Origin of the sequence: Bernardetia sp. MNP-M8 (assembly GCF_037126285.1) — a bacterium.
GTDB lineage: Bacteria > Bacteroidota > Bacteroidia > Cytophagales > Bernardetiaceae > Bernardetia.
Genome location: NZ_CP147012.1, coordinates 4,691,069 through 4,715,197, shown reverse-complemented (window position 1 = coordinate 4,715,197; position 24,129 = coordinate 4,691,069). Strand labels below are relative to the sequence as shown.

Below are 24,129 nucleotides of genomic sequence, written 5' to 3'. Positions count from 1 at the left end.
TGTTTTCATAACCTTCTTTTTTACTTTATAATGAGGATATGAGAATCAAAATTCCCATATTTTTCAAGCCATTTAAAAACAAGACAGTTCTAAATTTAAAAAACACAGACTGAAAAAATAAAATTTCAATCTGTGTTTTGTTTTTTTAGACGAAAACTAAAGTATAAGGAATGGTAATTAACAATTCGTAATTGTTCCTGAGCTACTATTCTCCATCATTTACAGTATTCCAATAGTCAAAATCTGTTTCTTCACAATCCCATAAATGTTCTTTTTTAAATTTTACGCCGATTGTTGGTGCGCCACCGTTTTTAGCTGCAATCATTTTTTGAATAATTCTTTCACGCTCGGCTGCTAAATCTTGACGAAGTTTTTCATCATTTTCTCTATCAAAATAAAGAATTCCATCAACATACGTTTTTTCAGCTTTTGCATAAATAGACAATGGATTTGCAGACCACAAAACAACATCAGCATCTTTTCCTACTTTGATACTTCCTGTACGGTTATCAATTCCCAACATTTTTGCAGGATTGAGTGTAACAAATTTCCATGCTTCTTCTGGTGTTACACCACCATATTTTACAGTTTTGGCAGCTTCTTGGTTTAATCTTCTGCCCATTTCGGCATCATCAGAATTGATTGAAGTCAAAACTCCTGCTTGATTCATAAGTGCTGCATTGTATGGAATGGCATCTTTTACTTCATATTTGTACGCCCACCAATCTGAAAAAGTAGAACCTGCAACGCCATGTTTTGCCATTTCAGGAGCAACTTTATAGCCTTCTAAAATATGTGTAAATACATTTACTTTGAAACCAAATTTTTCAGCAACACGCATAGTAGCAAGAATCTCAGAAGCAATATATGAGTGACAAGAAATAAGACGTTTGCCATTGATGATTTCTAAAAGTGCTTCCATCTGCAAATCGGTTCTTGTAGTAGCTGGATTTGATTTTTTAGCTGCTTCGTATTCTTTTGCTCTCGTAAATGCATCTGTTAAAAACTGCTCAACTCCCATTCTTGATTGAGGATAACGACCATATTCTGCCCAGTTTGAGTGTTTTACATTTTCTCCTAATGCAAACTTAATTCTTTCAGGTGCGCCTTTGATTTTCATTTCTTCGGCAGTTTTTCCCCAACGCAATTTTATTACAGCAGATTGTCCACCAATCGGATTTGCAGAGCCATGTAACTGTTGTAGAGCCACAACACCACCAGCCAAATGACGGTAAATATTTACATCTTCTGAATTGATTACATCAGCAATTCTAACTTCCGAACTATTAGCATAAACGCCTTCATTTACTCCTCCTGAAATAGCAATATGAGAATGCTCGTCAATAATTCCACTTGTTAGGTGTTTTCCTGTTCCGTCAACAGTTTTTGCTCCATTTGGCGCAGAAAGATTTTTTCCAACTTTACTTATTTTTCCATCAACAATCAAAACATCTGTATTTTCTAGTATTCCTTTTGCTTCACCATCAGATTCATTTGTCCAAACTGTTGCATTTTTTATCAAAACAGTTTCAGCTTTTGGTTGTGCTTGGAAAGCATAAGGTGCAAATGGAAAGATAGGTTTGAAGGCTTGTAATGTAGAATCTATTTTTGGTGCATCTCCAATATTTTGATTGATTTTCATATTAGAATCAGAGTTTTTGGCATTCCAAGTAACCCATTTTCCACCAGATGTACGTGTAGAACCTGACCAGTATTTACCTTCTGAATCGTACCAACCTGTTAAGCGAGTTGCTTCTGTTTGGTTTTGAGGAGAAAATTGAAGTGCAAAAATTCCCTTTTCATACGTTGCTTTTGCTTTCAGGGTATCTTTTCCATCAATAATTTTATAATCTAAATTGTCTTCTTCTCCAGAAACTTCCAATTTATACAATTTTGGTTTTCCATCTTCTTCCAACGTTAAATCATAAATTCCTGCATAAGAAGAGTTAGAAAAAGGAACGATTTCATTTTTTTGTCCTTTTACCCAGTTTTGATGAACTTTTGTTTTTGATAAAAATAAATCGCCTGAAGTAATAATAAAATTAGCAATTGCACCTTTTTTCAAAATCCCTAAATTATTTCCTTCTCCAATTAGATTGGCTGGCGTATAGGTAAGAGCTTTTAGAGCAGCTGTTTTTGAAAGACCTGCACCCACTGCTTTTCTAAGATGCTCCAAAAATTTAGATTTATCTTTTAGTCCGTCTGTTGTAAAAGCAAAGTTGATTCCTGCTTTCTCTAAAATAGCTGCATTTGAAGCTGCATACTCCCAATGCTTTAAAGCTGTAAAAGAAATAAATTGAGCATCTAAAGGGTCATTTACATCAAAAGCATCAGGAAAATTAAGAGGAATAATAAAAGAAGCTCCTGTATTTTTGATTAAATCAACAGCTTGATACTCATCTCCATTTCCTTTCAAAATATATTGTTTTCCAAACTCATCACCTAATTTATCAGCACGAAGAGCATTCATTTTATCATCTACTTCAAAAATTTGAGGGAGGTTTTGTAATGTATTCCAAGCAGAAAGAGTAAGGTTTTTATCTTTTGCAGCTCCAGTTGAATACCATTTTCCATCAAGATAAGTTTGGCGCAAAAGAGCCATTGAACCCATTAAAGAAGAAGGATAAGACTGTGAAGATGAACCTTTATTAAATGACAAACCTGCTGCTACATCAGTTTTGTAAAGCTGCTCATGTGATTTTCCATTACCCAAAAAGACGAGAGCTGATGTTCCTCTTACAATTCCGTCTTGTTGATTAGAAAGAAGTGTTCCAAAACCTAATTTTCTTAGATTTTCAGCTTCTTTTTCTGCTGTTTTATCTTCTGGGTTAAACATTTCACTTGCTTTGTGATGTGCTTTTACAGCTTCATTATTTCCAAAAGCATACGGCGTTTGAGGAGTAAGTTGTAGTTGAAACCATGCACGTCCCTTTGACTTTTCAATAGCTGGCATTCCATAATCTGAATACAAATCAATGAAAGAAGGGTAGATTATTTTTCCTTTTAAATCTTCCACAACTGCACCTTTAGGAATAGTTATATTTGTTCCAACTTCTAAAATTTTGCCATCTTTAATGACTAAAGTCGCATCAGAAATTTTGGTTTGATAATCTGTATAAATGGTAGCATTTGTAAAAGCATAAACAGTAGTGTTTCGCTCATCAGTAATGCCGTTAGTATAAAATGTTTGTTGTGCAAGTGTTTTTTGTAGAGAAAAAACAGACGCAAACAAAACTAAAAAGACTATAAAAAATTGATTTTTAGAGTTTTGCATAGGGAATAAAGTGAGTATAATATAATTTGAAAAATTCTTACAGGCAATTTATGGAAACCTATTGTTTTATTTTTCTTAAAAAATGATAAATCAAGGGAGTGTCTGCAAAAGTGTGTAAGTTGTAAAATTTTATAAGGGTAAATTGTTTGGTGATTTTGCATGGGATTAAATGTCTTAAATAGCATACTGAATGTAGAAACCTAATTCATCTATCAAAAATAATACATCATAAAAAAAATGGATTTGTTTTACAACTCGCTGAAAACCTAGTATTTTGGAATTAGAGGTAGATATGGAAATTTAGCCTGTTAATAATATTTTTTATTACCTTTAACATCCTACAGTTTTCTTATAAATTAAATCCAAACACACATTAATTATGAAACATGTTCTCTTACTACTATTTACATTTTTATCATTACAAGTTATTGCCCAAGGACAGGGGCGAAAAAATAAACAAGACGAAACTGCGAACAAATCAGTATTAGAAAAAACAAACCTTTCTGGCTTAAAATTTAGAAGTCTAGGGCCTGCACTTACTTCTGGACGAATTTCAGATCTTGCTGTAAATCCTAATAATTTTGATGAGTACTATGTAGCAACTGCTGCTGGAGGTGTTTGGAAAACGATCAATTCTGGAAATACATTTCAACCTGTTTTTGATGAACAAGGCAGTTACTCCATTGGTTGTGTCACACTTGACCCAAATAATTCCCATATCGTTTGGGTAGGCACTGGCGAAAATAATAATCAGCGTAGTGTATCGTATGGTGATGGTGTCTATAAGTCGCTGGATGGTGGAGATAGTTGGGAACACATGGGCTTAAAAACTTCTGAACACATTGGAAAAATTATTGTTCATCCAAAGAATTCAAATGTTATTTATGTAGCTGCAATTGGACCTCTTTGGAGTGCTGGAGGTGAAAGAGGCTTGTATAAATCTGAAGATGGTGGCAAAACTTGGAATGCTGTATTAACCATTGATGAACATACAGGAGTGAATGATGTAGTAATAGACCCAAGAAATCCAGATGTTTTATACGCAACAACTTTCCAAAGAAGAAGACATGTATTTACTTATATTGGTGGTGGTTCTGGTTCTGGAGTTCACAAATCCGAAGACGGTGGTAAGACTTGGACAAAAATTCAGAAAGGTTTACCTAATGTAATGTTAGGGCGCATTGGTTTAGCAATATCACCAGCAAATCCAGAATATTTGTATGCTATTGTAGAAGCAGCCGAAGATAAAGGAGGATTTTTCATTTCGATGAACCGAGGGACTTCTTGGGAAAAACGAAATAGCTACGCAACGAGTGGAAACTACTATCAAGAAATTATTGCTGATCCAGTCAATCCTGATAAAGTTTATGTGATGAATAACTGGATGCGTGTAACCAGTGATGGTGGAAAGACTATGGATTATGTCGGAGAAGACTTCAAACATATTGATAATCACGTAATTTGGATTAACCCCAACAATAACAAACATCTTATCTCTGGAAATGATGGAGGAGTATATGAGTCTTGGGATAGTGGAAAACACTGGACTTTCAAACCTAATTTACCTGTTACTCAATTTTATAAAGTGGCTGTCGATAATGCAAAGCCATTTTATAATATTTATGGTGGAACACAAGATAACTTCAGTTTAGGAGGGCCTTCTCGTACTATAAGTGGAAATGGACCGAATAACTTTGATTGGTTTATTACACATGGGGGGGATGGCTTCGAATCACAAGTCGATCCAAAGAATCCAAATATTGTGTATGCACAATCACAGTATGGAAATCTGGTTCGTTATGACAAAATAAGTGGTGAAGAAAAAGGAATACAACCAAAAGAAAGAAAAGGAGAAGACACTTACCGTTGGAACTGGGATGCTCCCTTGGCTGTAAGCCGACATAAATCAACACGTATATATTTTGCTGCCAATAAACTATTTAAAAGTGATGACCGAGGTAACAGTTGGGAAGTAATTAGCGAAGAACTTACACGTAACTTGAATCGAAATGAATTACCAGTGATGGGTAGAATTTGGGGAATTGATGCAGTAATGAAAAATCAATCAACTTCGCCCTATGGAACAATTGTAGCTTTTTCAGAATCGCCAAAAAATGAAAATTTATTGTATGTAGGTACCGATGACGGATTGATTCAAATTACAGAAGATGGTGGTAAAAACTGGCGCAAAGCCGCAAACTTTTCAGGTGTTCCTGACCGAACCTATGTAAATGCAATTTTTGCTTCTAAGCACGATGAAAACATAGTTTATGCCTGTTTTAATCATCATAAATACGGAGATTTTAAACCCTATGTGTACATCAGCCGAGATAAGGGTGTTACATGGGCTTCAATCAGTGGGAACTTACCTAAAAGAGGTTCGGTATATGCGATTGAAGAAGATCATGTCGATAAAAATTTACTATTTATAGGAACTGAATTTGGTGTGTTCTTCTCAGATACTCAAGGAAAAGAGTGGAAGCAGTTAAAAGGTGGTTTACCTACAATTGCAGTGCGTGATATTGCCATTCAAGAAGAACACAATGACTTAGTTTTAGGAACTTTTGGAAGAGGTGTTTATGTGTTGGATGATTATTCAAGCTTGAGAAATTTTAGTCAAAAATTAGATAAAGAAGCAACTTTGTTCAGTGTACGGGATGCTCTTCAATTCGAAACTTCCTATCCGTTGGGTCTACCAGGTAAATCTTTTCAAGGTGATAATTTCTATATTGGTGATAACTTAGGCTCTGAAGCAATTTTTACTTGGTATTTAAAAGAAGATATCGAAAGTAGAGAAGAGCAACGCAAAGCCACTGCAAAAAAGTTAACAGACGAAGGAAAAAACAATCCGTATCCATCGTATAAAACACTAAAAGAAGAAGCTGAAGAGATGAGTCCACAATTGGTATTTACTATTACCAACAACCAAGGCAAAATTGTTCGTAAACTGTTCAGTTCTCCAACAGATGGTTTGCATCGTATGCACTGGGATTTACGTTATGCTTCACGAGAACCAATTAGTTTCCGTGAGCCAGCGTTTTACAATCCATTTGGAGGCGAAAGTTTAGGTGCATTTGTTGCGTCAGGAAAGTATACAGTAACGCTTTCTAAGCTAGTGAACTATGAAGAAACACAATTATCAGAGCCAGTTTCATTTGAAGTAATCCCATTAAATAATGCTGTGATGCCAGCAGATGATCGTCAAGCTTTAGCCAAATTTCAGCAAGAAGTAAATGACTTATCTGGAAAAGTGAGTAGTGTACAAAATTCCCTTTCAGAACTCTCTAATGAATTGCGTTACATGAAAGAAGCTATAAAACGTACGCCCATCAAACATGTAGATTTGATGAAAGAATTGAAAGGATTAGAGAAAGAGATGGAAGCTATCCGAATCAAACTAAATGGCGACCAAATTGCCAATCAATTGGATCAAGAAACCTCACCGTCAATTGCAAATCGTGTAGGTTATTTGATGTATGAGCAATCACATTCTACAGGCACTCCAACAGAAACGCACAAAAGTACGCTTTCTATAGCAAAAGAAGAGTTTGATCCTGTGTATGAGCAGGTGAAGGATTTGATTAATAATGAGTTTAATGCGTTTCGCAAAAAGTTAAAAGAGTTTGGAGCTCCCTACACACCAGGGAATATTCATTTTCTTGATTAATTTTATACAGCCACTAGAATTGAAAAAACTAAAAAATATTGGCTCTTCCGACAATTTAGTGAAATTATAAAATGTTGTGTTTTCGTCTTTTCAAAAACAAACGAAATGCTTCCTCAGAAGCGTTCTTTTCAGTTCTGAGAACGACGCAGTCCTCAGCGAAGCTAAACTGAACATATGATGTGTCGCTAAAAAGTTGGAAGAACCAATATTTTTAAGAAAACATTCAAGAATCTCTAAAAAAGAAAAATCAGGCAGTCTTATAGATTGCCTGATTTTTCTTTTTTCAGGATTAGACAACTCTTTTTTATTGAATAATCAGTTGTTTTGTATATACTTTTCCTTGCGAAACAATCTGAACAACATAAACGCCTGCACTTATTCTTGGAAGTGTAATGGTAGTAGTTTTTTCGTTTCTAGAAATTTCTTTACTGTAAATTGTTCTACCTAGTGCATCCACTACAACAAGATTTGTCTTTTGATTTGTTGTGGTAGCAAATTCTACTTTAAACGTCCCAGTATTTGGATTTGGATAAACCGTAAAGATTTTTGCAGATTCTTCTTCAATTCCAGTTTCTATATCGAAAGTAAATACTTTTTCTTCGGTTTCAAATTCACAGCCTGAAAGGTAAGTTACTTTTGCTTTGTAGCTTCCACTCTCAGTTGGTTCAATCGTTTTTTGATTATTGAAACTAGCTACTTCAGTTCCATCTTTAAACCAAACTACTGAAACAATAGAATCAGAAGACGAAACAGTAATTGTTTTGTCAAAAGAATTCTCTTTGTTTATAGTAATCACTGCATTTGTAGCTTGTGTTTCTGTGATTTCTACGTCATTTGTTTCTACTTGACAACCTTCTGTTGTTGTAATTTCTACTTTGTAAGTTCCAATTTCAGAAGTAACTAAAGTAGATGAATCATTTGAAATTGCTGTATCATTTCTAAACCACTTGTAAGTAAAACCTGTGCCAGTTGTTACAGATAGCGTTGTTTCTTCACTTGAACAAATTTCTGTTTTATCAGCAGAAAGAACCACAACAGGCAAATCTATAATTGTAACAGCAATACTCACGCTATCCAAACACGAAGGCTGACTTGCTGTTAGAGTATAATTTCCAGATTCTGAAACTGAAATTGATGTTCCTGTTCCTACATCTGTTCCATTTAAAGACCAAGTATATATTACGTTTGAGCTTGTATCTTGAGCATTTAGCATTCCATTTCCACAGAAAGTAACTTCACTTCCTTGTTCAATTTTGGCAGTTGGAGCATCTACAAAAACCACTTTTGTAGCTTCAGAAACAGCAAAACAACCTTCTTTTGAAATTCTTACAGTATAATTTCCTTCAAAAGAAACAACTAATGCTCTTGTATTTCCTACCTGAATATTATCTCTAAACCAAAGATAAGAAGCATTTTCTACTTCGTTGGCTGAAAGTGTAAAGGTATTGGTACACGATTCGAACAAACTTCCTTGCTCAACAATTGCCTCAAAAACTTCTTTTATTGGAACAACAACTTCTAATCGTTCACTTTCTAGGTTATTTATAATAACAGAAATATAAAAAGTAGTTGTATTATTCAGAGCAGGCGTTTGGATAGTTGCATTAGATGTTTCAAAAAGTGGACTTGCAGCATTTTGAGAAGCATAAACACGATAAACAGCTCCATTGCTGCGAACTTCAATCGTACCACTTTCTCCTTTACAAGCAGCTTCTAAAGAGAATAAAGTTGGCGTTGATGGAATTGTACGTACTTGAACAAAGTTTGAAGTTGCTGTATTATTTCCACAAATTGCTTTTATAGAATAAGTATATTGTGTGCTTGAACTAACTAATGAATCAATAAATGATAATTGAGAGGAAACAACTGTTTCTAATAACTGATTATTTCTCCAAATTTCATAATTGATAGCATTTGAATTTGTTGGAGTTGCCCAAGATAATTTTACTCTTGTTGCAGAAAGTGCTTCTGCTGTCAAATTCGTTGGCAACTGACAATCTGCAATTGGTGGATTTGAACCACCAGCAGGATCACAGTTTGGCAAGACATCCAAAATTGTATTTTTGACTGTATTTGTGATAATCGGAGCATTCGTATCAAAATAAATGTAGGATTTATTTTCAATTCTTGAAGTATCTGTATGTGCTGCAATTTCATCAAGTTCAAAAATAACATACCCTTGACTAAGTTCTGGGCTAGAAGTGCTATCAGGTAAATTTATGTTACTGAAAACAAAATTAATATTATTATTATTTGCTGTCGTATCAACCACCATCGGATGGCTACTTCCAACAATTCTCAAAGAGCTTCTATCTAATAAATTACTCAATGAATCCACAATATTTACATTCAAAGCAGGTGCATTTCCTGTATTTTGGAAGCGAATCGTATAAGTCAAAGGCAAATCTGAACGCTTTGTGAATTTATCATCACAGATTCCTTGTGGATAGACTTGTTTGTCGTTCGGGTCGTAGGAGTTTACTACTGGGAAGCAATAAAACTTTTGGTTATTCAAACGAGAAATATCATTTGTTTCAGGTGTAATATGTCCTGTAAAACAAACTTCATCTCCAATATTTAAACTAATATTTGGGGTTACATTAATTCTAACTACAAAATTTCTATCATAACTCAAATCGACTACATTCCAAAATAAATCATTTCCTACAATTCTATCTGGTGCAATGGAAGCAGAATTATAAGTTACGGTAGAAGGTAAAGTAACTTTTAGCTCGCCAGATTTAGGGGCGCAAGAATAATTATTTGCTAAGACTGTAATCGTTGTAGGTATTGCAGGACGAAATATTCCACCAATTATATTTACATTAAAATCATAGTTTGTAGCCGAAGGGTTGATAATTACTGGCTGAATAGTTTGATTTCCTGCTTGGTCTGTAATTCGCAAATTAAAGTTTCTTGTAAAACTATTCCCACAATAAAGTCGCAAGCTATCTAATCCTGTATGATTAAATACTACATTTATATCTACTGAATCTGTACAATTATCACTCAAAGAAGTGATAAAATCTCTTGCTAAAATATTCGCTTGGTTAGTATAATTAAAAAGTACAGGAAGTGTTCTTGTTACTACAACTGGATTAATTGTATCTCTTAGATGAATAATGGTAGGAGAAATTTCTACATTTCCATTGTTATCTGTAACTCTTAAAACTACATTCTGATTTATTCCTATATTAGCACACGAAAAAGAACGAGTAGAAAGTCCTGTATCATCAAAAAGATAAGAAGCAATCGTATTACCACAACCTGCTGAACTAGCACTATCTAGTAGAACTGCATCTACCTCAATTTGTCCTGTATTATCTAAATAAGCAATATAATTAGTTTTGCTTATTGCACTAAGAATTTGAGAAGTAGTTACTAACATTTCTACCCTCTCATTATTACAACCTGCAATAGAATCAAAAGCATAGAAATAAGTAGAATCTTGTGTAAGAATTGGGGTTGTAAAAATATTTCCTATGTGTACAGGTGTCGTATTTGTAGGCGAATCGTACCAATAAACTGTTCCGTTTCCACTAACTTCTAAAACGGTAGTATCATTCAGACACACTCCAAACTGATTTTGAGGTGGAGTAATATTTTCCATGGATGAAGTAGTAACCAATATGGCTAATCTATTACTAACTCCACAACCAGCAACTGAATTTTGAGCATAAAAATAAGTAGAGTCTGCTGTTAGATTTGGAGTAGTAAAACTAGTTCCTATATGAATAGCTGTATTACTTGTAGGAGAATCATACCATGAAACAACTCCATTACCATTTACCTCAAGAGTAGTTTGTGCATTTGGGCATAAGTCATATTGATTTTGTGTTGAAGTAATGTTATTTATTGATGCTCCTCCAAATGTGTCTCCTGTAATAATCCAGTTATTAGGAGCTGAAGTAAGGATATTTCGTGCGAATTCGCTACTACAATAATTTAATCCACTAGCTCCTAAAGATATGTTTGGTTGGACATTTTGTAATGCCCAACCTATCAGTGTAGAATCATATCTAGATACATCCATTCTAGAACTATCAAGCATATATTCCATATTATTAACTGGAGTTACGCAGCTATTTTTTGTTTTGTCTAATTAGGTTTAAATTAGCAAAAAAAACGTTATGAACAACTATTTAGGCAATTTGTATAGTAGCTATTTATTAGCTAGTAGTGGTCAGATTACTTGTACAGGTTTATCGTCTATTTTAGATAATGAAATTAGTCATGACGAGTTTACTCGTTTTTTAAATGATTCTATCGGCTCTCATGAGCTTTGGTTAAAGGTAAAACCTACTGTTCGTTCTTTGTCCACTTGTCATTCAGACGGTGTTCTGATTTTAGATGACCACATTGAAGAAAAACAGTATATGCAAGAAAACGCTTTGATTAGCTGGCATTATGATCATAGTTTAAAACGTAGTGTAAAAGGGATTAATCAGCTAAGTGTCTTATTTGAATGTGGTGGTTTTTCTATTCCAGTAGGATTTGATTTTGTTCACAAAACAGAATATTATGAAAATAAAGGCGTAGTAAAAAGAAGAAGTCCAGAGAATAAAAATTCTAAGTTTCGTAAGTTGGTAAGTCAAGCGATGTATAATCAAATCAACTTTGAGTTTGTATTAGCCGATTCTTGGTTTTGTTCTGCTGAAAATATGAAGTGGGTAAAACAGACCCACAAAAAGAATTTCATATTTGCTATCAAAAAAAATAGAAAAGTAGCTTTAAGCCTAGCAGAGAAGCAAAAAGGTCATTATCAAGCCTTATCTGAACTCATTATAGAAGATAAGACTACCCAAACGGTGTATCTAAAAGGAGTAGATTTTCCACTCTCTTTAGTGAAACAAGTCTTTAAAAACAAAGATGAAAGTGAAGGTTGTTTATATCTAGTATGTAGTAAAGAAGGGCTTGATTTTTCTCAAATCACTACAATCTACAAAAGAAGGTGGAAAGTAGAGGAGCATCATCGTTCTATAAAATCTAATTTGAATTATGCAAAATCTCCTGCTCATAAAGCTAACACACAACAAAATCATTGTATTATGTGCTTATTTGCGTTTTATGAATGGGAATGTATTGCTAAAACCATCAAAACAAATCAAACAGCTCTAAAACAAAAAATTTATATCAAGGCTATAAAAGTAGCTTTTGACAATGTGCAAAAACTCAAACAAAAATATATTCCTGCGTAACTACAGTTATTAACATTACTTATATCCCAATCTCCGATATTTTGATTGAAAGAGGTAGCAGAATTAAACATGTTACGCATACTTGTTACAGAAGCTGTGTTCCAATTTCTAATATCTTGATTAAAAGAAGTTGCAGAACTAAACATGCTACGCATATTTGTAACATTGTTAACATCCCAGTTTCGAATATCTTGATTAAAGGAGGTAGCAGAATTAAACATCCCCCCCATACTTGTTACAGAAGCTGTATTCCAATTTCCAATATCTTGATTAAAAGAAGTTGCATAACTAAACATGTTACTCATAGTTGTAACATTACTAACATCCCAATTCCCAATAGGTTGATTGAAAGAAAAAGCAACATAAAACATATAACTCATATTTGTAACATTACTAACATCCCAATTTCCAATAGGTTGATTAAAAGAAGAAGCACTACTAAACATAGCACGCATATCTGTAACATTACTAACATCCCAATTCCCAATAGGTTGATTAAAATAAGGAGCACTACTAAACATAGCACGCATATTTGTAACATTACTAACATCCCAATTCCCAATAGGTTGATTGAAAGAAAAAGCAAGATAAAACATATAACTCATATCTGTTACATTTATAGTATTCCAACTTCCGATGTTTCCGTTAAAAACATCACAATTTCTAAACATATTACTCATACTATTAACCCCAGAAAGGTTTGGCACATCAATAGCATTGTCGGTAAGATTATAGCAACCAAAAAAAGCACTTTCCATACTCGTCCAAGCAATGCTACCCCACGCTTCTATGCTTTGAAGTCTTCGTTTTTGGTTACCATCATTCATATAAAAGTGAGGAAAAATTCCAGTAATAGCTATCTCATAAGTACTACCATTTTGTAAACCTGTAATAGTATAATTTCCTGTTTGTCCTGTAATTGAGCCATTACCATTACCTGTATTGGTAAGATTTGTCCAAGTAATATCATAATTATATGTTCCACTAGAGGACTTTGTAGGAATAGTGATTGTACCATCAATAGGTATCCATGTGGTACGAAAAGCCTGTGCATTTGCTGTTGTTGTACTAAAAAAGAATAATGTAAAAAGCAGAGAAAAACCAAATAGTATAGTTTTGATTTGGTTTCTAAAAGTAGAATATGATTTTGTCATCAAAGAAATTCAATTGCGAATTATAAAATTAAAAACTACCTTTCTTGGGAGTGAGAATGTAATTTATAAATTCTGAATAATTCTGTGTAGAAATAGAATAAATAATAATAGAGGTGATTTGTAGACACAAAGGTACATTTTTATTTATGGAAACACATGCTTTTTTATAAAAAAAAAGAATTTTTATCTAGTATGAATATCAGTTCAGTCCTCTTACAAAATTTTCTCAATTATGGCAAAAGCAAAGTAAACATATCAATAGTTTACTTCTTTCAGTAGTATGTAAAAGAGTTGTCATTCCTCTTTATTAACTCAATTTTCTAATTTATCTATGTCTTCACTTGTGGCAGATAGAGAGTTTTTTGGTGAAAAATGGCAAGAAAACGTATAAAAGTAAGCAAAATTATCTTTTTAAATACTGCTATAGTCAATTTATTAGTGATTATTGCTTAGATTATAGAGGTTACCATTTTTCTATTAATCAACATGTAATAAAACATGTTCGTTCTTGGTTTGGAAGTTTATGACATAGCAGTATTAGGAGAAATTAGTTTTTTTTAATACTGTCCATTTTATTAAATTATTGTACCATTTTAAGTTGTAAACAGATTTATTATGGCTGTTTAGAGATAGATGAATTTTGGACTTTTATAAGTAAAAAATCTAATAAGTTATGACTTATCTATGTTTATCATAGAGAAACTGGGGAAATTGTGGCTTGGGTATTTGGTAAAAGAAATGCCAAAACAGCAAGAATATCATACAAATAATGAAGCAAAAGGATATAAAATGGTCAAAATTGGCTTATGATAATTGGAGAAGTTTAAGAAAGGTTTTTCAAAACGAACCTTCTTTGATAGGAAAGGAATATACTCAAGGAATTAAAGTTAATAATTGTGATTGTGACACAGAATACATAGGGTATTTAGAAAAACGTGATGTCGTTGGGGACACCAACAACGGCAGGTTATAGCCTTTGTTGGTGTCTCAACGATGATCATCAATATTCAAACTTCGAATAAAATCAATAAATTACTGTTGGTTGAGTCCCAACACCGATATAATCTACTCTACTACCAAAGTACCAACTCCATGATACGAATGATAAGAAGCATCATACATTGCATCAGCACTGATTAAACCGACTTTATATGTTCCTTCCGAAACGGCACGAGTTTGATAATAATAGTATTGCGTTTTCTTCTTTCTAACATCAGTAAAAATATTTACTCTATCATCTCTGAAATCAAAATGTTCTGGTGAAGAAGCATTTTTTATCCAATCAAATTGTTGTGCTCCTCCTAATCTTGGATTTTCAATTTCCAAACCAGCAGGAAGCATATCTGTAATAACTACATTTTCGATAACATCTACCGAAGTAGAAATTACTTCAATACGAACAACAACAAGTTGATTTTGCTTAACTTTTCCAGTAATTTCATTTCCTTTTTTATCCAAATAAGTACGACGAACACGAATATTTTTATCTTCTTGTATATAGTCGCCTTTTAGGCTGATTCCTTCTTTTTCCCAGAAATAATACAGATCACCTTCTCCAGAAGTTTGAATAGTAATTTCTTTATTCAAAACCTGATTCTTAGTAAGAATAACTGTACCATTTTCATAAGCAGAAAGATTCGAACCACCAGCCGAAATTTGTGCTGTAATATTACTATTATTTGCTTTACGTGCTAATTTTCCTAAAGCTAAAAATGTAAATGCATGTTCTTGTGTATTTAAGTATTTTGCAGCTCTATACTGTTCTGAAAGCTGTTTGGCAAGTGTCCCAATTTGTGGGTTTTTTGGGTCTTGTTCTAACATAACATTCAAAGAAATAGCTTGGTCACGTATATACGAATAGAAATTTCCACCTAGAGATTGTTGTGATTTTTCACCCGAAAAAGAGGGAGGCAAAACAGCATCATAACTCGCCTTATCACCCAATAATTTATAGGTAGAAGCTAACAAATAACGAGAATCAATCGCTAATAAATGCTTATTTGCTTTGTAATAATTCATTGTTGCTACATCTTGTTTTCCTGCCGAAGCCAAAATATACATAGAATAGAAAATAGATTTGTTGGCAATTGGTCTTGAAGTGAGCTGTCCGTTTATATTATAATAATACAGACGCTCAGTATCCTTACTTTTGATTTTTGTCATTAGATAATCATAAGCCTTATCTAAAACATCATCACTTACTTCATAACCTGCTTTTTTGGCTTCTGTCAAGAAATGAACAGCATAGACAGTTCCCCACCAACTTGCTTCATGTCCACCTTGCCAGTAGCTTAAGCCTCCTTCATAAAGTTGCATAGACTGTAATTTTGCAATCGCAAAACGGATATTTTCTTCAGGCTTAAGGTCGTAACTAAGAGATTTTCCTATAGATTCAGCCACATCTTTTACATAAAGTTGAGGGAATGCACTAGAAGTCGTTTGCTCAACACAACCATACGGATAACGCACCAAATAATCCAAAGACTTAACAAATTGAACCATCGGAGATTTACTAACGACCAATTTTGCATCTGCCGAAGTTGGTACATATTCGTGTTTGAAACTAAGTGTTTTGCTTTTTCCACCTTCTACACTTCCTGCATCTGATTCTTTCAAGAGAGACGTAAATGGACGAACAGTAATATCTGTAGTTTGATTGAATTTTTCGCCTAAAGCTGCTACCTCTACATCAATTTCTGCTGTACCTACTGCTTCAATTGCATTGATTTTGAAGTTTACCTTTGCTTCACTGTTTGGTTGAATAGTAACGGTTTGTGTAGTATTTCCGTTTGGTGAAACTGCTCCCTTTGTTTTGAGAGTAACAGTTGCTTGTGCTACTTTATCGGTCGTGTTGCTCATCGTAACAGGCATTGTAATTTTATCTTTTGGACTCAAAAACCTTGGTAAACCTGCCGAAATTACAATTGGGTCAGCCACTTTCATATTTGCTGTTGCAGAACCAAATTTTGAACCTTGTACAGCGACAGCCATAATTCTCAAATCTCCTGAAAATTGAGGTACATCAATTTCATAATTGACTTCACCTTTTGAGTTGGTTTTTAATGTTCCAGACCAAAAAGAAACAGGTTTTACTCGTTTGTTTGCCATCGGATTAGTACGGTTTGCCAAATCATAACCATCTGCACCAAAGTTCTGAATATTTGCTTTAAATTCTGGATACAAACGTTCGTACATATCAAATGCCTGTACACCTAATGCTCTTTTTTGGAAGAAATAATTGTAAGGGTCAGGAGTTTGGAAGTTTTTAATTAATAAAATTCCTTCATCAACGGCTGCAATCGTAACTTCTACATCTTGCATTGGCTTTCCTGTCTTGACCGTAATCATTTGTTTTTGAGAAGAACGAATACGCTCAGGCGCAGTAATTTCTAACTCAATTTTGTGTTTTGATTCATTTTCTACTGCAATAGGAATGTAACCGTGAGCAACTGTCAGAGGAACATCATTATTAGTAAGTGGACGAATCAGTGTCGCACTAACATAAACATTTGGCAAATGCTCGTCTGTAATTGGAATGTCCATTGAAGCCGAACGGTTTTGAACATCAATATATTTGTGAGTAATTACATTGTCTTTTTCTAAAGTAACTAACATTCTACCTGAAAAAGGAGCTTTGAAAAGCACTTTTGCTGTTTCTCCTGCATTGTATTTTTTCTTATTAAGTGTAATATCAATTTGTCCTGCTTTATCAACTTGGAAAGAAGAGTTTGAAGTAGAACCATAATAATAAGCATAAAAACTAGTAGAAACATAAGTTTCAGCATTTGGAAGAGAAACACGCACTTCATAACGAGCCGAATGTTTTGGAGTAAAAGTTATAGAAGTGCCAGAAGGATTGATTTTCATTTCATTATCATACTCAACTATTTCTTTATACTTCGAAACATAGCTATAATGGTCGTCGTATCTTCTCTCTAAAGCTGTATACCATTGGTAACGAATCACTTGTACTTTGGCATTTGCAGGAATAGCTTTTCCATCATAATCAAGAGCAATCAAAGGAAAATTAAGAGGTTGGTTTAGACCAATCCAATAATAATCTAAGCCTTTTACACCTAAGAAGTAAGGCTGCGTAATAATATCAAAACTTTTTCTAGAGCCAACAGGGCGACCTGTTTCATCGAAAACAGTTGTGTAAAATGTTCCTTGCATCAATCCAATATTTTGGAAAGTTTCTGGAACTTTTACACTTTCACTTATTTTTCCTTGTAAATCAGTTTCACCAGTATTTTCATAATCTTCATAAGATGGCATTTGATTATCTCCAATGTTTAAGAAGAAATTATAATCTTGATATTTAGCATCTTTAGATTGAAAGGCTTTTTTATCATACGTCAAACGCACTTCATAATTTCGGTCTGCTGCTGGAGGACCAAAAAGATTTGTTGCCGTTGCTTCTAAGTTGATAGCTTGTCCACTTTTTACAGATTCTTCATTTAGTTTGGATTCTACTTTTATGCGCTGTGGCATAAACTCTTCTACATTTATATTTCTTGAAGCTAACAAAACATCATTTGAGGTATAAACTTCAATTGTATAACTTCCCGTTACACTTGTGCTAGGAAGTGGAATCGTAGCTGCAAAAGTTCCTTCTTCTGAAAGACGATTTTGTTTTTCTACCAAACTTCTACCATTTGGCATAATGATTTTCCATTTTACAGGAATTTGTCCGACACTTTGCCAGTCTTCCCAATTTCTGATAATGGCTTTAAAGCTGATTTTCTCATCTGGACGATATAAATTTCTTTCAGGATAGATAAAGGATTGATAATTTCCTGCTGTTGGATAAATTCCATCTGTATCAAAACCGTAGGTAGAAATTCCATTTTGAGCTAAATGAATATAACTAAAATCATCATTTTTTTGTGCTGTGATAAATTGAAAATTATATTTTTCGCCTAACTTCTTCAATCCTGTTAGTCTTGCAACTCCGTTTGCATCAGTTCTTGTAGTTTGAATAGTTTGATTACTTGTACTGATTAAACGAATTTGAGTTCCTTCTTCTGCTGTTGCATTCATAATTGAATTAGCAAAAACCATAATTTCATCTTCACTTCTACGAACAATAAAACCCAAATCAGATACACAAACAATCTGACGGTCTTTTATCCAACGGTCATCAGGCGAGCGCACAACCACATAATAAATTCCTTCAAACGGACGGTTATCAGCAGCTACTATCTCACGCATATCAATTGCATAACTACTTCCTGCTTTTTTGAAATCAGTCATTTTCATTTCTTTTTTCAAAATAACATCTCCATAATCGTTTTCTCCATTTCCATAATAATACTCATCCATTTGGTCGTAATTATATGATCCGACCATCTCTCTCAAAAAATGTTGAATATTATTTTCATAGATTTTATATACTTCTAGTTCTACCTTCTCAAAACCATAAATATTTACACCAATATTTCGCTCTCCTTTTGAAGTCAGATAAGCTGCTTTTCCATCTGAAAAAGAAATTGTTTTTTCTGCTCCTCCAAAAAGTAAAACATGTTGATATTCGGCTGTTAGTTTTGTACCAAAAACACCTTTTAACTCTTGATCGATAGTAAGTTGATAATTTGTTTCGTCTTTAAAGTCTGCTTTTACTAAGAATCCTGCATCGGTTTTTTCTATTTCTGTACGTAACTGTGGATTAATAGAAATAAGGTCTTTAATCTGTGCTTCATTCTGTGTCACACTTTGATTCGTCAAAACTCTAACAATCGTTTTGCCATTCATTTTATATGAAGTTACTTGGGTTACTTCGAAAGTCTGTGGATCTGGAATATCTGTTTTGAATGACATTTGAGGAGCAATTCCATCCCCTTTTGTCATTTTCAAGCCTTCTTTAATGTTGATAGAAATTGTTTTTCCTGCTAGTTCTTTGCTGTCGCTTGTATTTGGTTTTATAACCAAACGAACATTTTTTCCTACTTCATTACTTTTCAATGTATAATTTGCTACTGTTCCATTTCCTGTTTCAGAAACTCCTAAAGTAGAAAGTGAAAGTAAGCTATTTAAAGCACTAGGATTGATGTCGTAGTTGAAAAGTAAATTCAGAAGAAGCTCTGGTGAACCATTTGCATCTGCACTCCAATAGGCTTGTGCTGTCGAAAGGTCAAGATAAGGAGTATGAAATTCAAACTTTTTGTCTTTATCAATCTCAATATTCTTTTTTGTCAGTTCGGCAATTATATTTTGAGTGAGCTTAACTTGATATTTTGTATTTGGAGCAAATCCTTCATCAGGAGAAAAAATAAGCATTGTAGGACTTGTCCATTTGAATTTCCCTTTTACTTTCGGATTAATATCCAAATATTCAATTTCTTGCCAAACATCTAATTGCTCAGGTTTTGCAATAGCTTGATTGAATGTAAAAGTAAGGTTTTGTTGAAGTGCGATTTGCTCTCCAAAATTTTGGTCAATTACTTGTAATTTTTCTGTTGTGGCACAGGAAACAAGCCAAAGCAGAAAAACTATTCCCATTATTGGAAGAATAGATTTGTAGGATTTGTTAAATGATGGATTCATAAATTTGGTGTATAATGTTGTTGGTAAGACATCAACAACGGCTATGATTTAGGTAAATTAGTAGTAGAAAATCTTATTTCACTTCTTTGTTAATACTACGATGCTTTTTAACAAAAAATTGCATACGAAAAGTTAGTGTTTTTTTAGATTCTTTCAAATTTTATTTTATAGTTTATAAAATATATTGATATTCAAGAGGATAAAATTAAGAAAAACTAAAATTAGTAAGAAAATATGAATAAATAAAGAAATGAAATTTTAATAATTTATTTCTTTATCTATCAATAACTTATATTTATCTAGTATTCATTCAAACCTATCGATAAGTGGTTGTTTTTTGATTCAAATCTAGATTAATTGCAGCGTAAAAGTGTATTCAAACATGTGTTTTTCTGCAATCCTATGATTACTCCAAATTTTCTCAGCTACGTTAATCGTAAACTAAAAACAGGCAATTTAGAATATATTCATCTAAATGCGTTACCTAAAAATCATGCTACTCGTCTTGATGCTTATCAATTTAATCAAATAGAGGAAGGTTTGGCAGATAAATTTATACAAGAGTTGTTTGAAAAACAAGGGATGCGATTTACCCTTTCGCTTACTTCTTTGCAAGATGACTCTTCTTCAGAAATAAAATCTAATTTTGATAAGATAGCTAAAAGGTTAGATACCATAAATCATCAAAACAATGATGATTATCAAGAATATGGTGTACGTACATTTGGTTTTGGTTATCCTCTTGTTATTCGTAGAAGTAAACATAATCCAAATAAAGTAATAAAAGCTCCTCTTATTATTTGGCGTATGTATTTAGAAAAATCTATTCATCAGATTAATGAATGGAAAATAGTTCGTACAGAAGAAGACCCTATTTTGCTCAACGAAGTTCTAATCAATCATTTGGAACAAGAGGAAAAGATAGTTTTTAAAGCTGCAGTAGAAGAATATCTAAATGAAGACATTCTCACTTTTACACAACTAAAAAATATTTGTAATACAATAATGGAACGTTTCAATCTTGAAAATGTAGAAGATTTTCAAGAGCCACATATTGATGCTATTCCTACTATTGATGAAGATGCTTTTACACATTTTCCAAAAATAATTTGGTCAGGTGTTTTTGGACTTTATAGAATTCAGAAAGAAGGAATTATACAAGATGTAGACTATGTGATGTCACATTTTAATAATTTTAGATTCGAAAATCTAATTCCAGACCCTTATCAGACTTCTACTTTATCTAGTATAGCTACTGACCCTAGCCAAGAAAAAATATTACATTCGCTTGCAAAAAAAACTGTTCGTGTCATACAAGGTCCTCCTGGAACAGGAAAAAGTCAGGCACTGACAGCCATTATTACCAATACCATTGAAAGTGGTGCTAAGTGTTTGGTTGTCTGTGAGAAAAAAACAGCATTGGATGTTATTCGTCAAAATTTAGAAGATTTAGGCTGTGGAGAGTTTTGTATTTCTATTGAAGATACTACTAAAGATAGACGAACAGTTATTGCAAAGGTCAGAAATGCAGCTGAGCAAATAGAAGAATATCGTCATAATTTTAGAGAAAAAGAGTATGAAATTGCACTCAATAATTATAATCAACTCAAAAGAGATATTAATAGAAGACATAAAGCTGTTTTAAAGAAGATATTTGGAGATGATTGTTGGAAAGATGTTGTAGGAAAATACATGCACAGCCAACGTATAGGAGAAAATATTTCTTTAAAACATTTGTTAGATAGAAGCGAATATTCATTCGATTATGAAGAGTTTGAATTATATACAAAAAAAATAAAAGAAGGATATTATCTCTTTAAACAAGTTGCTGCCGAAAATCATCCTTTAGAGCAGTTAAATGACCAACTATTTCAAGGAACATTTTTGCATACACAGCGCATAGAAATAGAAGAAAGTTTAAATCGTGTAATTAGAGAGTCTCAAGAAGTTATTGATACCTATACTACTCATAAAACTATTTATGGAGAAGAATTTAAAGACAATAGAGTATTTAGAAATAATTCTATCATGATTTTTTCTTTTGTTTCTCGCAAACATGATAAAGTCAAAAACTTCAAACAAGAATTTCTCAAACAATATCAAGAGTTTGTAGATAAGCAACAAGAAATAAAATATTTTGATGTAGAGTTTCCAAATAAAGAAGGTGTAGAAAATTTTGAAACACTTTACAAATCTATACTTGCTTACCAAGAAAAAATGAAATCTATTTTGGTAGGAATAGATGATTTTCAAGAGTATTATAAGTGGAAACATTTTTTTATTTCATTAAAAACACCACAAAGAAATGTTTTTACTGCGCTCATAAAAGCAAAATCCAATGATTGGGCAAATACCTTTGAGAGCTGGTATTTGGATAATGTTCTCTTTAAATACGAACAAGAAATAGGTCCTTTCCAACAAGATGACCATTTAATAGAAGAACTTAACCAATTAACTGAAAAGCTAAAAAAGATGCAAGTCGATAAGATAATTGCACACTGGCTTAGTATACAAAAAACGGCTTTAGAAAAATTTAAGTTAAAGGGAGGAAATATAAATACACTTTATAATTATAAAAAAAACAAACAAAACAAACGCAAAAATTCACTTCGTAAGATAATCCATACTGATTTTCAGTTATTTAGTAGTTTCTTCCCTGTAATTTTAGTTAGTCCTACAGTAGCTAGTTCGATTCTGCCAATGAAAGAAGGACTCTTTGAAGTTGTTATCTTTGATGAAGCGAGTCAGTTGAGATTAGAAGATACTTTTTCATCTTATTTGCGTGGAAATTATAGAATTATTTCAGGAGATGTACATCAAACTCCTCCTACCAATTATTTTGGAAGAGATATTTTATTAGATATTGATTTAGAAGACAAAGAAACACACGAAGAAGCTCCTTTAGTAATAAAACCTGACTCAAGAGAATTGGCTGATAAAGAATCATTGTTACAATTTGCTTTAGATGCAGGCTATGAGAAATCTTATTTAGATTTTCATTATCGTTCTCGTCATCCGTTCCTAATTGAGTTTTCAAACTCTGCTTTCTATGGTTCAAGGCTTATGCTTATGCCTGAACGTTTTGCGTATAAGCCTATCCGTTTTCTGCAAGCTGATGGTATTTATGATAAAAACAGAACCAATATGACAGAAGCCAAAATGATTGTAGATATTCTGTTTGGACATATTTGTGAGAATAGCTATGGAGATTGTCCAACAATAGGAATAGCTACTTTTAATATAGAACAACGTAATTTGATTATAGAATTAATTCAAAAAACTTGTCAAGGAAATAAAGAACTTCTCAAACGTTATGAAAAAATAAAAGAAGATGGATTTTTTGTCAAAAATTTAGAGAATATGCAAGGCGATGAACGAGATATTATTTTAATTTCTACAACATTTGGTAAAAATGAAGAAGGAGTATTTAAACAATATTTTGGACCTCTAAATCTGTCAAAAGGATACAAATTACTTAATGTTCTGGTTACTAGAGCAAAATATCAGGTGTATGTCTGTACTTCTATTCCTTCTTCTTATTATAATCGTTATGCAAAAGAACTTGCACTTAGAGGAAATACAGGAAGAGCTATTTTATATGCTTACTTAGCTTATGCACAAGCAATAGAAGAAAATGAATCTAAAAAAAGAAGAGCTATTTTGGAGCTTCTAGAAAAATACTGCTTGGAAGGAGAACGTTTTGATAAAGTACAAAACCAGTTTTCTCCATTTAAAGAAGAGTTATATCATCGTCTTTCCGAACAGTTTGGAGAAGAATGTGTCGAAGCTGAATATCAATTTGGAAGTTTGAAATTAGATTTTGTAATAAAAGCCCATAAAGCAGGAAAACCTATTTTAGCTATTGAATGTGATGGAGCTATGCATCATAATACTGAAGAAGCGTATATTCATGATATATATAGAGGAAAAATTATTACTGAAAGAATGAAAATTCATTACTATCGTATCTGGACTACAAACTGGTGGATTAATGCGAAAAAAGAAATGAAAAATTTGGTTGATTTTGTCAATTCTATTGATGAAGACAAATTGCCAAAAAAATCTTTATCTACCATGACAGCTATGGAAGAGTTTTTAGACAGACCATTAAATTTGGAATCTATTGGAGAAAATCTTTCTAAAATAAAACCACATGGAGAACAAGAAAAACTCTAATTACCCTAGGGTTTTCTTATAAAAACTATGGCTCTTCCGACAATTTAAGGAAATTATAAAATGATGTATGTTCGTGTTTTCAAAAACGAACGAAACACTTCTGAGGACGCATTATAT

8 protein-coding genes are annotated in these 24,129 nt (G+C 32.9%); 4 read left to right on the top strand and 4 right to left on the bottom strand.

The window, feature by feature from the left end; all coding sequences use genetic code 11:
• Nucleotides 1–205: 205 nt before the first annotated feature.
• The gene (locus V9L04_RS19000; RefSeq protein WP_338791504.1) at nt 206–3,274 is read right to left on the bottom strand and encodes an amidohydrolase family protein; all 3,069 of its coding nucleotides are present in this window, start codon (nt 3,272–3,274) and stop codon (nt 206–208) included.
• A 379-nt stretch (nt 3,275–3,653) separates the two neighbouring features.
• Here V9L04_RS19000 and V9L04_RS18995 point away from each other — a divergent pair, with 379 nt between their 5' ends.
• Complete coding sequence (locus tag V9L04_RS18995; protein WP_338791503.1) at nt 3,654–6,941, top strand: glycosyl hydrolase; 3,288 nt, start codon at nt 3,654–3,656, stop codon at nt 6,939–6,941.
• A gap of 304 nt (nt 6,942–7,245) precedes the next feature.
• Here V9L04_RS18995 and V9L04_RS18990 read toward each other — a convergent pair whose 3' ends face one another.
• Nucleotides 7,246–11,001 carry a T9SS type A sorting domain-containing protein gene (locus V9L04_RS18990; protein WP_338791502.1) on the bottom strand — a complete coding sequence of 1,252 codons (3,756 nt, stop codon included), beginning with the start codon at nt 10,999–11,001 and terminating at the stop codon, nt 7,246–7,248.
• A 70-nt stretch (nt 11,002–11,071) separates the two neighbouring features.
• Here V9L04_RS18990 and V9L04_RS18985 point away from each other — a divergent pair, with 70 nt between their 5' ends.
• Entirely contained in the window at nt 11,072–12,139 is a 1,068-nt protein-coding gene (locus V9L04_RS18985; RefSeq protein ID WP_338791501.1) for a transposase, read from the top strand.
• Here the strand turns inward: V9L04_RS18985 and V9L04_RS18980 are convergent.
• The gene (locus V9L04_RS18980; protein WP_338791500.1) at nt 12,070–13,293 is read right to left on the bottom strand and encodes a BspA family leucine-rich repeat surface protein; all 1,224 of its coding nucleotides are present in this window, start codon (nt 13,291–13,293) and stop codon (nt 12,070–12,072) included. The two genes, V9L04_RS18985 and V9L04_RS18980, sit on opposite strands and share 70 nt — an antisense overlap.
• A 769-nt stretch (nt 13,294–14,062) precedes the next feature.
• Between V9L04_RS18980 and V9L04_RS18975 the strand changes: the two genes are divergently transcribed.
• A complete protein-coding gene (locus V9L04_RS18975) occupies nt 14,063–14,266 on the top strand; it encodes a hypothetical protein (RefSeq protein WP_338791499.1) in 204 nt (67 codons plus the stop codon).
• A 92-nt stretch (nt 14,267–14,358) separates the two neighbouring features.
• Here V9L04_RS18975 and V9L04_RS18970 read toward each other — a convergent pair whose 3' ends face one another.
• Nucleotides 14,359–19,836, bottom strand: coding sequence for an MG2 domain-containing protein (locus V9L04_RS18970; protein ID WP_338791497.1), 5,478 nt, complete (start codon nt 19,834–19,836; stop codon nt 14,359–14,361).
• 402 nt (nt 19,837–20,238) lie between these two features.
• Here V9L04_RS18970 and V9L04_RS18965 point away from each other — a divergent pair, with 402 nt between their 5' ends.
• Complete coding sequence (locus tag V9L04_RS18965) at nt 20,239–24,012, top strand: AAA domain-containing protein (RefSeq protein ID WP_338791496.1); 3,774 nt, start codon at nt 20,239–20,241, stop codon at nt 24,010–24,012.
• The last annotated feature ends 117 nt before the right edge of the window (nt 24,013–24,129 follow it).